The sequence below is a fragment of the Corynebacterium aquatimens genome, from assembly GCF_030408395.1.
GTDB lineage: Bacteria > Actinomycetota > Actinomycetes > Mycobacteriales > Mycobacteriaceae > Corynebacterium > Corynebacterium aquatimens.
Window position 1 is genome coordinate 2,282,377 of record NZ_CP046980.1, and the last position, 14,400, is coordinate 2,296,776.

11 protein-coding genes are annotated in these 14,400 nt (G+C 61.8%); 5 read left to right on the forward strand and 6 right to left on the reverse strand.

Annotated elements, in window-relative coordinates; genetic code table 11:
- Positions 1–190: 190 nt before the first annotated feature.
- The 6 genes from CAQUA_RS10160 to CAQUA_RS10185 form a co-directional block, all read right to left on the reverse strand.
- A complete protein-coding gene (locus CAQUA_RS10160) occupies positions 191–1,291 on the reverse strand; it encodes a Fic family protein (protein WP_231375553.1) in 1,101 nt (366 codons plus the stop codon).
- Between the two features lie 292 nt (positions 1,292–1,583).
- Positions 1,584–2,096, reverse strand: coding sequence for a heat shock protein transcriptional repressor HspR (locus tag CAQUA_RS10165; RefSeq protein WP_196825224.1), 513 nt, complete (start codon positions 2,094–2,096; stop codon positions 1,584–1,586).
- A gap of 10 nt (positions 2,097–2,106) precedes the next feature.
- Positions 2,107–3,330, reverse strand: a complete 1,224-nt coding sequence (gene dnaJ / locus CAQUA_RS10170) for a molecular chaperone DnaJ (RefSeq protein WP_196825223.1) — start codon at positions 3,328–3,330, stop codon at positions 2,107–2,109.
- Between the two features lie 162 nt (positions 3,331–3,492).
- Positions 3,493–4,182, reverse strand: a complete 690-nt coding sequence (gene grpE, locus CAQUA_RS10175; RefSeq protein ID WP_196825709.1) for a nucleotide exchange factor GrpE — start codon at positions 4,180–4,182, stop codon at positions 3,493–3,495.
- Positions 4,183–4,207: 25 nt separating this feature from the next.
- Entirely contained in the window at positions 4,208–6,052 is a 1,845-nt protein-coding gene (dnaK, locus tag CAQUA_RS10180; RefSeq protein ID WP_196825222.1) for a molecular chaperone DnaK, read from the reverse strand.
- A 449-nt stretch (positions 6,053–6,501) separates the two neighbouring features.
- Entirely contained in the window at positions 6,502–7,314 is an 813-nt protein-coding gene (locus CAQUA_RS10185; RefSeq protein ID WP_196825221.1) for a hypothetical protein, read from the reverse strand.
- Between the two features lie 219 nt (positions 7,315–7,533).
- On the opposite strand from CAQUA_RS10185, the gene CAQUA_RS10190 reads away from it, so the two are divergent.
- The 5 genes from CAQUA_RS10190 (at position 7,534) to CAQUA_RS10210 (ending at position 14,335) form a co-directional block, all read left to right on the forward strand.
- Entirely contained in the window at positions 7,534–9,006 is a 1,473-nt protein-coding gene (locus CAQUA_RS10190) for an AI-2E family transporter (RefSeq protein WP_290178344.1), read from the forward strand.
- A gap of 171 nt (positions 9,007–9,177) precedes the next feature.
- Positions 9,178–9,702: a type 1 glutamine amidotransferase domain-containing protein gene (locus tag CAQUA_RS10195; RefSeq protein ID WP_196825220.1), complete on the forward strand. Its 525-nt coding sequence runs from the start codon at positions 9,178–9,180 to the stop codon at positions 9,700–9,702.
- A 69-nt stretch (positions 9,703–9,771) separates the two neighbouring features.
- On the forward strand, positions 9,772–11,727 hold the full coding sequence (locus CAQUA_RS10200; RefSeq protein ID WP_196825219.1) for a hypothetical protein: 1,956 nt from the start codon (positions 9,772–9,774) through the stop codon (positions 11,725–11,727).
- 28 nt (positions 11,728–11,755) lie between these two features.
- A complete protein-coding gene (gene grpE, locus CAQUA_RS10205; RefSeq protein ID WP_196825218.1) occupies positions 11,756–12,559 on the forward strand; it encodes a nucleotide exchange factor GrpE in 804 nt (267 codons plus the stop codon).
- Between the two features lie 63 nt (positions 12,560–12,622).
- Entirely contained in the window at positions 12,623–14,335 is a 1,713-nt protein-coding gene (locus CAQUA_RS10210) for an Hsp70 family protein (protein ID WP_196825217.1), read from the forward strand.
- The last annotated feature ends 65 nt before the right edge of the window (positions 14,336–14,400 follow it).

The following is a 14,400-nucleotide window of genomic DNA, read 5'->3' on the forward strand; positions in this document are numbered from 1 at the left end:
ATGGTTCGACATGAACAGGTGGCGGTGCGGGCCGACCTAACGCCAGAGCGAGCGCGTGGAACGGGAGCAGGGACCCCGCGTCGCGTGAGCCGACCCCGCTCGAAGCCGCTCTGCGACTTTCAGGCCGACCGCGATGTCGGGGCAGGGTCGGCTACATCGAACGGCCAGAGATTGTGGACGGTTGGACCGGTTACCTGCGAGTAAGAATCTCCAGGGCGACAGTGTTTACAAACACCTTGGAACGCCCGGCCTTAGTCTCTTCAAGTACACCCGCGTCCACCAGTTTCGAGAGCCACACGGACGCTGTCTGGCGATGGGCAAGTTTGGCTTCTTCAAGATCCGAAATTCGGACGTATGGCTTTTCAAATAAGAGATTCCCAAGCTCATGGGCAGCCGAGATGCCCACGCGACGAATCTGGGCCTCAACATCCGCTTGAGCGGTGCGCAAATCGATGATCATTTCACGCGCATCACGCGCTGACTTTTCGACGGCCGAAACCATGAAGATGATCCAGTTATCCCACTCGCCACGCTCCGTGACTCCGGTAAGCAACTCGTAGTACTTGGATTTGTTATCCACTATGAACCCTGACATGTACAACACCGGCAGGTTGAGCACTCTTTCTTGGAGGAGAAGCAGGATATTCAGGATACGGCCAGTCCGCCCATTACCGTCGTAAAACGGGTGAATAGCTTCGAACTGATAGTGGGCCAGAGCCATGAGCACGAGCGGATCGAGACCATGCTCTGAGTAGAGGTAACGCTCCCATGCACTGAGGTGCTGTTCAATAATCTGCTTGCCGCTTGGCGGCGTGTATCGCACTTTCTGTGCGACGGGGTCCCCGATGAATGTTCCCGGCGTGGACCTAATCTGAGCTTGATGTCCTTGAAGCGCTGAACACACCTCAATAGCGAGCTTTTCCGAAACCGCGTACTTCTGCGTGAGTTCGACGCCACGACGGAGAGCCAAACTGTAGCGCAACGCTTCTTTCGCTGCTGGTGATGGTTCCGCATCAATCTGCCAGTTCGCACGGAAGAGTTCATCGTTGGTGGTAACGATGTTCTCAATCTCCGTCGAAGCCTGCGCTTCGCGGAGAGGAATCGTCGATGTGATCACATCGGGGTTTGGGATAAGCTCGCACGCCATGTTCAAAGCAGCCAGTTCGCGAGATGCGTTGACCACCGCTTTAAGCACCCGGGCATTTTCAATCTCACCAGGCGGTGGAAGCGGCGGTAAATCGTTGTATGGAACCGTAGGGTCGAATGACGGCGTAGGTCCTGAGTGCGCCATGACTTCACGCTAGCGGCCCACAAACTTCATGTCGAATTTTTTCGGAATTTTCGACATGAAACTCCCAATTTCGACGTTCATGTCGAATGATTCGACATGAACCGGCTGCGGGGCGGGTTAGTCGCGGGGCGGGTTAGTGGCGAAATGGAGTTGCGGGCGGGTTGGCTGCGGGGCTAGTGGCGTGGAGTTAGCTGCTGGGGCGGGGGTAGCGTGCCGTAGCGGGAGCCGGGCGACGGGAGGGAGCGGGCAGCGGGTTAGCCGCTGCGGCGGCGGGGGTCGCTGCGGCGCGGGGCTAGTCGCGGGAGCGGCGGGAGTCGCGGGATTTGCGGGTCCACGTCACGACAGCTTTGGAGCGCGGGACGTGCACCAGCTCGCCGCCGCGGCGGGTACCGCGGGCAAGTTCCTGCTGGGTGCTGGCCAGTTCTTGTTCGGTTCGGCCGAGTTCAAACTTCAGCTTGGCGTTCTCGGCGCGGTACACATCGACTTTGGCGGTGGTGGAGTCGAGTTGGTGCTCCAGATCGTCGATACGCTCGGTAAGCTCAATGATTGTCTTGATTCCCGCGAGATTGACGCCTTCCTCTTGGCTGAGGCGCTGGATCGTACGCAGGGTGGAGATGTCGCGGCGCGAGTATCGACGACCGCCGCCACGCGTCCGCGCCGGACTGACGAGGCCCATGCGGTCGTAGGTGCGCAGGGTTTGCGCATGCATGCCGGTGAGCGCGGCCGCGGCGGAGATGACGAAGAATTCGGGCTCTTCGCGGCTGGGGTTGGGGTTGTGGGGTGTGGAGTCAGTGCGGTCAGACATGACTCACCCCTTACTGGGCCCCGGCCCACCCCGCGCGGGGGTCGAAGCCGGAGTCCTTCTCCGCCTGGGCGTAGGTGCGCAGCGCGGACGTCGCGGTCGGATCAAGGTTGTCCGGGACCTTGACCTCAACGGTAACCAGCAGGTCACCAGGGGTACCGGACTTGCGTGTCACGCCGCGGCCCTTCACGCGCAGGGTGCGGCCGTTGGGAGTGCCGGCGGGGATCTTCACCTTCACGGGCTTGTCCAGGGTAGGCACGGTCACGGCGCCACCGAGGGCGAGCTCCGCGTAGGAGACCGGGACGGTCACCTCAAGGTCATCGCCGGAACGGCTGAACACTTCATCGGGTTCAACCGTGACCACTACGAACAGGTCACCGGCGGGGGTGCCGTTGGGGCCTGCCTCACCTTGACCAGCTAGGCGCACCTTCTGCCCATCGATGACGCCCGCCGGGATGCGGACGGTGATCGAGCGGGTACGGCGCACGGTGCCGGTGCCGTCGCAGGTGGCACACGGGTCGTCGATAACCGTGCCCGAACCACCGCACCGCGTACACGGCCGGGACATGCCGAACGCGCCGCGCTGCTCATTGACAAAGCCGGTGCCGTGGCAATCCGGGCAGGTCGACGTCTTACCGGAGCGCGACCCAGAGCCGTGGCAGTCAGTACACGGGGCCTCACCCGTGAGTTCCACAGGGATCGTCGTGCCCTTGGCAGCCTCACGGAAAGAAAGCGTTATTTGCGTTTCGACGTCGGCCCCCCGCGTCGGCCGAGCTGACCTGCCGCCAGCACCGCCGCCGCGGTTAAAGAGGCCACCGAAGATGTCACCAAGACCGCCTTCCGCAGAAAATCCTCCGCCTTGTCCAGCCCCGAAGCCGGATTCCCCGAAGCCGGAGAACCCTGGGTCGAACCCGGCGCCCGCGTCTTCTCCTGGCGAGCGAAACCCGCCCGGAAACCCGGAACCTCCTCGCCCCCCGAAGCGCATGAAGCCTCCGGAGTTCATCATCGACTTGAATTCGTCATATTCCTTGCGTTTGGCCTCATCGCCGAGCACCGCATACGCTTCGGAGACACGCTTGAACTTGTCCTCCGCCGCCTGGTTTCCCGGGTTCGAATCCGGGTGGTACTTCCGAGCCAGCTTGCGGTAGGCCTTTTTAATCTCTGCCGCGTCGGCCTTCTTGGTCACTCCCAGGTCACCGTAGTAGTCCTTGTCGGCCCATTCTTGCTGCATAGCCACGTGCACGTCCTCCTTTCGGTACTGCCACTGCAAATCCGTTGTACTGCTAAATGTCTTTTGTTTAAGTATTCAGTTTTCTAAACGATTACTAATTCTTGGGCCGCCCGGCGGGGGCCGGCCGGGGGCTGACCGGCCGGGGGCTGGCCGGCCGAGCCGGCGCCCCTAGGCCGGGTCGGCGATGATGACCATCGCGTTGCGGATCAGCTTCCCGCCGAGGCTGTAGCCCTTCCGCAGGACGGTGCCGATCACTTTCTCGTCGCCGCTGGACAGGTCCTGCACGGCCTCGTGGATCTCGGGATCAAACGTCTCGCCCTCAGCGCCAAAGGCGGTGAGCTTTTGACCTTCGAGCACGTTGTGCAGCTTGTCGGAGAAAGCCTTTAGCGGGCCTTCTCCCAAGTCGCCGTGCTGTTTGGCCAGCTCCAGATCGTCAAGGAGTGGGAGGAGCTTGTCCGCGAACTTCGCCTTAGCCAGGTCCGCGATCTCGGCGCGTTCGCGCTCGGTACGGCGGCGGTAGTTAGCGTATTCCGCGGTGATGCGCTGCAGGTCCTCGGTTCGTTCGGCGAGCTGAAGCTCAATGTCGCTGACTGCACCGTCGCCGTCGGCATCGGGGTCGACGCGGTTGGGGTTCTCCGGGTCCGCGCCGGCCTCAATGTCGCTTAATGCTTCGGAGATTTCAGCGTCCAAGGCTTCGTCGTCAAGCGGGTCGGCGAGGGGATCAGCGTCTTCAGCTTCGGTCGCGGCTGCGTCGGCCGCCTCGTCGGCAAGCGACTCGGCCTTGTCCGGGCTGATGAACTCCTCGTCGGTGTTCTCCGGCGCCCCTGGGTCCTCGGGCATCTGGTTGTTCGCCATGATTGACTCCTTTGTCTAGGGGGTCGGCTTACTTGTTGTCTTCCTCGTCCTCGACGACTTCAGCGTCCACGACGTTGTCATCGGCCGCGGTCGCCTCACCCGCGTCAGCCTGGGTTGCGCCCGTGTTGGCTTCAGCTTCGTAGATAGCCTTGCCCATCTCTTGGGATTCGGACGACAGCTTATCGACGGCCTCCTTGATCGCATCCAGGTCCGTACCCTTCAGGGCCTCATCGACTGCGTCGGCTGCCTCAGTGACCTTGGTGCGGATGTCCTCGGAGATCTTGTCCGTGTTCTCATCCAGGAACTTGCGGGTCTGGTATGCCATGGACTCGGCGTTGTTGCGGGTCTCCTGCTCCTCGCGGCGTGCCTTGTCCTCGTCGGCGTGCGCTTCCGCGTCCTTGATCATGCGGTCGATCTCCTCCTGGGACAGGCCGGAACCGTCCTGGATCTTGATCGTGTTCTCCTTGCCCGTGCCCTTGTCCTTGGCGGTGACGTGGACGATGCCGTTGGCGTCGATGTCGAAGGTGACCTCGATCTGCGGAACGCCACGCGGTGCCGGCGCGATGCCACCAAGCTCGAAGGAGCCGAGCAGTTTGTTGGCGCTTGCCATCTCGCGCTCACCCTGGAAGACCTGGATCTGCACGGAAGGCTGGTTGTCCTCAGCCGTGGTGAAGGTCTCCGAACGCTTCGTCGGGATCGTGGTGTTGCGCTCGATCAGCTTGGTCATCACACCACCCTTGGTCTCGATACCGAGGGACAGCGGCGTGACGTCGAGAAGCAGAACGTCCTTGACGTCACCGCGCAGGACACCAGCCTGAAGAGCCGCACCAAGTGCCACGACCTCATCCGGGTTCACGCCCTTGTTCGGCTCCTTGCCGCCGGTGAGCTCCTTGACCAGGTCCGACACGGCCGGCATACGGGTCGAGCCACCGACCAGAACAACCTGGTCAATGTCGCCAACGCTCATGCCAGCGTCCTTGATCACCTGGTTGAACGGCGCCTTCGTGCGCTCCAGCAGGTCAGAGGTAATCTTCTGGAACTCCGTGCGGGACAGGGTCTCATCCAAGAACAGCGGGTTCTTGTCCGCGTCCACCGTGATGTACGGCAGGTTGATCGTTGCCTGCTGCTGGGAGGACAGCTCAATCTTGGCCTTCTCCGCGGATTCACGCAGACGCTGCAGAGCCATCTTGTCCTTGGTCAGGTCAATGCCGTTGGTGGCCTTGAACTTATCGACGAGCCAGTCGACGATCCGCTGATCCCAGTCATCACCACCGAGCTCGTTGTCACCGGCGGTAGCCAGAACCTCCACGACACCGTCGCCGATCTCCAGCAAGGAAACGTCAAACGTACCGCCACCGAGGTCGAAGACCAAGATGGTCTGCTCCTTGTCAGCCTTCTCCAGACCGTAGGCAAGAGCTGCCGCCGTCGGCTCGTTGACAATGCGCAGCACGTTCAGTCCTGCGATCTGGCCAGCTTCCTTCGTCGCCTGGCGCTGTGCGTCCTCGAAGTATGCCGGCACGGTGATCACTGCGTCCGTGACCTCGTCGCCCAGGTATGCCTCAGCGTCACGCTTCAGCTTCATCAGCGTGCGCGCGGAAATCTCCTGCGGCGTGTACTTCTTGTCATCAATGTCAATGCTCCAGCTCGAGTCACCCATGTGGCGCTTGACGGAGCGAATCGTGCGGTCAACGTTGGTCACAGCCTGGTTCTTTGCCGACTGGCCCACCAGGATCTCACCGTTCTTCGCAAAAGCGACGACCGACGGCGTCGTGCGCGAACCCTCAGAGTTAGCGATAACTACAGGCTCGCCACCCTCAAGCACACTCACGACGGAGTTCGTTGTACCAAGGTCAATACCTACTGCACGTCCCATTATGTAAAGTCCTCCTGTTTTCATCGGCGCCACTCACGCGCCTGATCATTGGTTTGTTTGTTAGCCCCGGCCAGCCACCCGGCCGGTCAGTTCTATTAAAGAGTTGATTCTGTTTACGAGTTGATCGCCATAGGCTCAACTTCTGGCAGCCACTGTACCACCGGCGCGGAACACCTAGCTTCAGGGTTGAGCTTGACTCACTCAATCCTTACAACTCCCCTCCCCTCAAAGTTGTTCCCGACCCGCTCAACTTTTTCGGAAAAACTTTTCCGGCCCCCTCAAAAAACCGGAACCCTGCCCAAAATCGCCACAAGCCTGACGACCCTGACGATCCTGACACCCCAACAGCGGCACTTGCCGCGGCAACCCCAAAACCGCAGGTCAAAAACCTGCAACATTCCTTATAGGTCGGTGTGGTGTCAGAATCGTCAGGATGCCAGGCAAAGCGGCTAGCGAATCACGCCAACCTGGCGCCAGAACTGCGTCAGGCGATCATTAACAACGGGGCCGAGCGCGAAACCGATCAGGCCCAGCAGGGCGAGGCCGCCTAGGATTCCGCCAACGATAAGGCCGATTGCCTCGCTGGTTTTCAGGCTCGAACCTTCCTTGACCGTGCCACCGCTGGTTTCACGATTCTCGCAGGCAGTAAGCGCTTTTTCGTACGAGGAAATCGTCGGTTGGATTCGAGCACCGACCCGCTCGAAGGCTTGACCTGCGAGTTTCGGAACGTCACCGATCTCAAGGCTGCCGCGAATTAGTGCCCACAATCCCGGGGCGACCAACCCACCCGTGTTGACCGCGCCTGCCCCTTTCATTTTCTTTGCCTCACTAGGCGTCAACTTATAAGTGGTGGTAGTCATCACCGGCTGACGCGATTGCGCGAGGTACTTGCCGGCCATCAAGTAGGTGCCAGAGTCTGGGCCCAGGAACAGGGCCGTCTGAGCATTTGACACTGTCGGGTTCCCGACCTGCAATTTCGTGGGATTCTCGTTTGGATTCGCCTTAGCCCAGTCGAGCCAGACGCTGGCGTTCTTGCGATCCGCGATCTTGTCGGCCGTAATGGTCGCCATTTCTTCAAATAGAATGCGGTACGCGTCGTTAACTGTCTGCTGCTCTTCCTGGGTGAAGGTTAAGGTGCATGTGCCCTCGTTACCGTCGGACTCGTCGTATTTGTTTTCCCAGGCCTGCGCCGGGGCGGTGAATGCGCCGGTGGTCACTGTCGCGGCTACGGCAACGGCGGTGATGCGAGTGCGAAAATTCATGATCAACCTCTCCTCAAAAATTCGACGAAGGCCCCCACGAACACTGGTAATCGACCACTGTTCATCAAGTGCCACCGCCGGATGGACCAGCAACCTGTTAGTTTCATAACACTTACAACTACATAGGAATATTACCCCGAAACTGACAATTAAGTGTGTTTATTCACAGAATTCTCTTTGATGCGGCAATGTCGTCGGACTATGGCAAGATAAGCGGGCGTGACTGAAAAGAATGCGGAGCGAGACTTCGCGGTAAACGTGCTGGAATCCATCGAAGACACGGAGGACAACCAGCGCCCCACGCCGGCCGACGCGGCCGCCGATATTAATTCCAAAGAGCAGGTCGACCGCGGCCAGGTTATTGCACACGACGGCAAGACTATGGCGGCGTGGGCGCTGCGCTTCATCGTTGTGGTCATCGCTACGGTGTTCCTCTTCCGCGTGCTGGCGTACGTGTGGTCGGGCGTGCTGCCGATCCTGCTGGCACTGATCTTCTGTACCGTCCTGTGGCCACCTGTTCGTTGGCTGCGCAACCACAAAGTCCCCGCGGCGCTGGCCGTGTTCATAGTTCTGCTGGGCTTCTTCGGTGCGATCTTCGGGCTGTTTGCCGCGATGGCACCGATGATCAAGACCCAGTCGGTGGAGCTCTACCAGCAGTCGCAAGAGGGCATCGCGCGGATCCTTGATTGGTTGGAAAACTCCTCGCCGTTCGAGATCTCCACGGATCAAATTCGCCAGTCCGTGGATCAAGCAACGAGCTACATCCAAAGCCAGGCATCCAACATCGCCTCCGGTGTGGTGTCGGGTATCGGCGTGGCAACGTCCATTGGTACGACGCTGGTCCTCATGCTGGTCTTAAGCTTCTTTTTCCTCAAAGACGGCGATCGCTTCCTGCCGTGGCTACGCAAGTACACCGGCGTTCGCGCGGGCTGGCACCTCACTGAGGTGCTCATGCGTTCGTGGAACACGCTCGCCGGATTCATTCGTACGCAAGCCATCGTTTCGCTTGTCGACGCAGTGTTCATCGGCGCCGGCCTCCTCATCCTGGGTGTTCCTTTGGCGCCGGTGCTGGCCGTGATCACCTTCTTCGGTGGGTTCATCCCGATCATCGGTGCCTTCGTTGCCGGCGCATTGGCCGTGGTCATCGCGCTGGTGTCCAAGGGCCTGACCACCGCCCTGCTGGCGTTGGGCCTGGTGATTCTGGTGCAGCAGATCGAGGGCAACGTGCTGCAGCCGGTGCTGCAGTCGAAGTCCATGGGTCTGCACGCCGCGATTGTGCTGCTCTCCGTCGCTGTCGGTGGCGGCCTCTTCGGCATCCTGGGCGCCTTCCTGGCCGTTCCGGTCGCCGCGGTCGCTGCCGTGTGGCTGCGCTACTGGGCCGAAATGGTCTCCCTGCGTACCGGCGAAATCACCGCCGACGACATCCAAATCGCCACGCAGCAAAGCCAAACGTTAGACAGCCGCGAAGACTTCCTTGCCGTCCGCGACCGCATGCGCTCGCTCGGCCACCGCAAGGGCCAAACGCAGATCGACGAAGAAAACGGCAAGCGCGGCTCCACCAAACTCGGCTCCACGAAGGCTCCGCTGACGCCGCGTACCACCGAAGGTGCGCCTCCCGCACCCGGCGCCGCTGATGAGGGGCACGGGCCTAAGGACCCGGCCCCGAAGGACAGCGACCACGAGAAGGTCTAGCGCTGGCGGGCCGGCGACAGGCGCCGGCCCTGCGGGAGGCGGCAGCGGGCCGGCGAGAGGCGGCAGGCGGCAGCGGGCCGGCGACAGGCGCCGGCCCTACGAGAGGCGACAGGCGGCAGCGGGCCGGCGACAGGCGGCAGCGGGGCGGCAGTTTCGCGTACGGTGGTGCGCATGAGCACACTAACTGATAAAACAATTGCAATTTTGGCCACCGACGGGTTCGAGGACTCGGAGCTGACTAGCCCCAGGGAGGCAGCTGAATCGGCAGGCGCCGCCGCCGTGGTTATCTCCACCAAGCCCGGCTCGATCGAGGGCAAGAAGGGCACGACGGTTGACGTCGACCTGACATCGGCGGAGGCCTCCGCAGCTGATTATGACGCGCTGATCCTGCCCGGCGGCACGTCCAACGCCGACCACATCCGCACCGATGAGAACGCCGTGAAGTTCGTCAAGGAACTCGTCGGCGCTGGCAAGCCCGTTGCGGTGATCTGCCACGGCGGCTGGATCCTCACGGACGCGGACGTTCTCAAGGGGGTCACCATCACGTCCTACCCATCGCTCAAGACGGATCTGGCCAATGCGGGGGCGACCTGGGTGGATGAAGAGGTTGTCGTCGATAAGCGAATTGTGTCCTCGCGCACGCCGGATGACTTGGAGGCCTTCAACGCGAAGCTCGTTGAGGAATTCTCTAAATAAAATCCCCCCGCAACGTATAATCCTTGCGGAAACTATCCGTGCTGGAAAAGGGGCTGGAAAAGGGGACCGATGACCACTGCTGAACCGCTTGATCGAGTCCGGCTGAACAAGTATCTTCGCGGGAGCGACTACCCGTCCGCGTGGTCTGAAATGGCAGATACGCTTGAGGCCCGCGGCGATTCCGCGACGCGCGAGACGGCGATTCCGCGCCTGGCCGGTCTGGGCATCGCGGAGTTGCTTCAGCTCGACACCCTCGACGACCCCAATGCGCAGCTGAGCGAGCGCGCCACGCAGGTCATGTCCAGCATCGACAGCGCACGCACCAGCGCGAAAAATCAGAAGGACCGCGAGTCCGCGAGCGCGATCGCGAAGGGCTTGGACGCTTTACGACGATTGGATGCAAGCTGGTCCCTGTCGTCCGTTGACTTGGTAGGAATCGCCGTCGCGGCGGAGCAAGAGCAGTACGAAAAAGAGCTCTCCAAGCTTGCCGACGACCTGAAGGCGCGCACATCCCACAACTTCGTCTTCGCGGACGAAGCGGCGAAAATGCGTGAGCGCCGTGCGATCCCCGATTCGATGCAGTCCGCGCTGGTCGACGCACTGCACGCGAAGGGCATCACCGTCATCGACGAAGTGCCCGCACCCACGACGCGCAGCATCGACAGCGCGTTTCCCAAGGGCATCATGGAGATGGTCAAGCCCGCCGAATTAAACGACGGGAAAAAGTTCTCCATCTTCGGCGTCTGCCTCGATGGCGGGTCGCCGGTGACCCTGGCTGAGCTAGATTCCGCGATCTCCTACTTCACGCAATTCCCCGATCAGGCGAACCGCAAGCTGGTCGCGTCCAAGGTGCGTTCCCAGTTCAAGGAAGACGATGACCTGCGCAAAGCCATCGTCGCGTACTACCTGAAATTCTGGGACGATGAGACCGAAGGCGCTGGCTTCACCCCGCAGGCAGTGGGCGAAAAGCTGAAAGGGTTTGGGGTTGTAGACCGGGACGTCGAGAAGCTTATTGGCGTGCGATCCGCGCCCGCGCCGACGCCTGCGCAACCCGCGATGAGCCGGGCGGCCGCCGAGCGTTTGGACAAGCAGAACTTCCAGCCCGTGCGCGAGGCCCTGGATGCGAACCGGCTGAGCGACGCGAAGAGCAAGCTCGACGCGATGGCCAAGCAGGGCGAGCGCCCGCGATCGAGCTACGGCGTCGACATCGTCGAAGAGGTCAACAACCAGCTACGCCGCCTCGAGCGTGACTCCCGCACCATGGACGCGGCCCTGCGCACAGGTGATTCCGCGGGCGCGCACGCGGCACTCGCCCAGATCGAGGGGTACTGCACCGACTCGCAGCACGTCGGCGAAATGGCGCAGCAGCTGGTTCGCATTGAAGCTGATCCGAACCTGATCAACTTCACCATGTCCCAGAAGACCCAGAAGATCGGCAACGAAAGCATGCGCAAGCCGCTCGGGTTCATCCCCGTAGGCATGTCCACGATGGCGTTCCTGCCCGCGTTGCTGATGATTCCCGCGGTGCTCATTGATAGTTCGCTGGGCGACGGCGATTTCCTCGGGCGAATCATCCTCATGGCGATCATGACGTCCGCGGTCGTGTTTGGTCTTCCGCTGATTGAGGACAAACGCTGGCGCTACGCCGGTTTCGCCTTCGTTGCCTTGTTGAGCTTCGGCTCGGGCGTGTTCTCCGTCGCGGCACTCTTCGCGATCTTCTTCAGCGCCTCCACGATGAAAGACAACTCCGTCCGTGCGCGCGACGCCAAGAAGTGGAACACGCTCATGGAGCAGGTGTACGGCGAGCTCATGAGCACTGGCTTATCGACGCCCCTCGCCGGCCTTTACGCCAACGGCACCCGCATCATCCCCGAGCGCGCCCCCGCAAAACCGGTGCCCGGCCCCGGCATCTATTACGTGGACCGCAACGGCCGCCGCATCGACGGACTGGACGCCAACGATGTCCAGCGCATGAGAGAAAACGGCCAGTTCATCGGCGCCAACTCCTGGGCCAACCAGCTCTAACTTCATCCAGCTCTATAAGGAGACCACCATGGGATACTATCGCGACGTCGACCAGGACGCCCCCCGTGGACGCGGCCAAAACCGGAACATCTTGGGCCGCACGAAGCCTACGGCCGACCCGCAGGCCGGCGACCAGTACGCCGCCGAACCGCAGCAGCCCGACGCCGGTTACGAGGCGGGGGGAAATCCCCGGGTGGATGAGGGGGATCGTCGAGAAGCGATGAGCGAAGAGCAACACACGATGTTGGGTGAGATGTTTGACATCGTCTGCGAAATCCACGCGAGCGTGCGCGAGCAACCCGCGGCGGCGAGCGACGGCGAGGTGGAAGCGCTGCGTGCGGAAATCGCGCAGCTGAACGAGGAGCTGGAGCGACGCGACCGTGCGATTGAGGCGCTGGCGGCGGACTACCAGCGGCTTGGCGCAGGGATTGAAGACGCGCGCAAGGACACGATTGCGGCGCTGCTCGCGCCGGCGGCGAAGAACCTCGTGGGGCTGCTCAAGCACAGCGAAGACGCGCTGCTCCAAGACCTCGAGGCCGTCGACGCAGACAGCTTGCGCCGCCAGATTAGCGGCGAGTACCACTACCTCGTGCAACAGGCGCGCGACACGCTTGAGGCCCTCGGCTTCGAAGAGGTGGAGGTCAACCCCGGTGACGCGGTCGACGGCAAACAGCACAAGACGCTATCCGTGGTAGCCACTGACGATGAATCGTTGCACAACACCGTCAAGGAAGTGCAGGTCAGGGGATTCAAGCACCCCGGGTCGCGGAGTCCGAAACCCGCGTTTCCCGCGCACGTGGTCGCTTACCGTTACGACAGCGGCACCGCTTAATGGCATAATTTGCCAAAGCTACACGAGATCTCAACCAACAGCAGTGACAAAGGAACGCGTGAAGTGAAGGTTTACGGCATCGACTTGGGCACCACCTACTCCGCGGTGGCGCAAATCAACGAATTCGGGCAGCCCGAAATCATTGAGAACTTTGAAGGTGATCGCACCACCCCATCCGTGGTGCTATTCGATGACGCGACGAACTTCACCGTGGGTAAAGAGGCGAAGAATGAGATCCGCCTCCGCCCGGACGACACCGTCGAGCTGATCAAGCGCCACATGGGCGACAAGTACCCGGTGAACATCCACGGCGTGACGCACACGCCGGAATCCATTTCCGCGCTGATCCTGAACTACCTCACCGACGCGGCGGCGGAGTTCACTGGCGATGATGCCGAGGGCGTTGTCATTACCGTCCCGGCGTACTTCGGCATCGAGGCGCGCACCGCCACGAAGCAGGCCGGCACCATCGCGGGGCTGAACGTGCTGGACATCATCACGGAGCCTGTCGCGGCGGCGCTGTCATCTGGGTTGAAGGACGGGGCCAACCAAACCGTTTTAGTTTACGACCTGGGCGGCGGCACGTTTGATACCACAATCATGGACATCACGGATGAAGGCATCGAAGTGCTGGCCATCGACGGCGACCGCACCCTCGGCGGCGCGGACTGGGACAACGAGCTGTTTGACCTGGTCGTTTTCAACTTCGCCATGGAAACCGGGCTGGAGGATGACCCGACCTACGATGACAACTTCGTCCAGAACCTCAAGGCCGAGGTGGAGAAGGGCAAGATTACGTTGTCGCGGCGGCCGTCGACACGCATTCCCTGCAACTACCAGAACACGACCCGCGCCAACGTGGAGATCACCCGCGACGAGTTCGAGGAGCGCACGAAGCATCTGGTCGACCAGACGCTGCGCGTTGTGGAACGCACCATCGAAACCGCGCGCAAGAAAAAGCCCAACCTCACGATTGACAAGTACCTGCTGGTCGGCGGCTCCTCACGCATGCCCATGATCTCCGAGGCGCTCGAGTCCACGTTCGGCTGGGAGCTCACGCCCACAGAGTATGACTTCGCCGTCGCGAAAGGCGCGGCCATCTATGCGCAGGGGCTTATCGACGGCAACCCCCAACTATCCGACCCCACCGCCGGCGCCGGTGCTGGTGTTGGTGCTGGTTCTACCGACGGCGCCGAAGTTGCAGGATTCGGGATGGCGGCGGGTGTGGGTGCCGGTGGTGCTGGTGGTGCCGGTGCTGGTGCCGGCGCTGCTGGCGCGAAGAACGAACCGAGCCGCATCACCGTCGCAACGCCTGGCGGCGAGCGCAACCTGACCATTAAGAACGTTCTTCCCAAGGCGGTCGGTGTCCAATTCTGGGACGAGGAACGCCAAGAGCCGTACATCCTTCACCTCCTCGAGGCCGGCGCGGAGCTGCCCGCCGAAGCCCAGGCCACCGGCTTGGCCGTGGAGGACAACACGACCGCGATCCGCTTCGACATCTACGAGCAAGCCGGCGAGGTGCCCTCGCGCGACATGAACGCCAACAAGCTCATCTCCGGCGAGGAGGGCGCGCGCCTGGTCAACCTGCCGAACCTGAAGCGCCACTCGCCGGTCCACATGATCATGAAGGTCTCCAACGACGGCATCGTCTCCCTCGAAGGCAACGAGCCCAGCTCCGGCAAGACCTTCCAGCTGGAGGCACAGCTTTCCGCGCTTTCCGACGACGACGTCCAAGCCGCCCGCAACGTCGTCGTGGGCATGATCCGCGCCGACTAGCCCGCCGCCCGTAGCTTCCCGCGCCGCCCCTTATGATTCATAAGGAACCGGCCGCAGGACCCCAG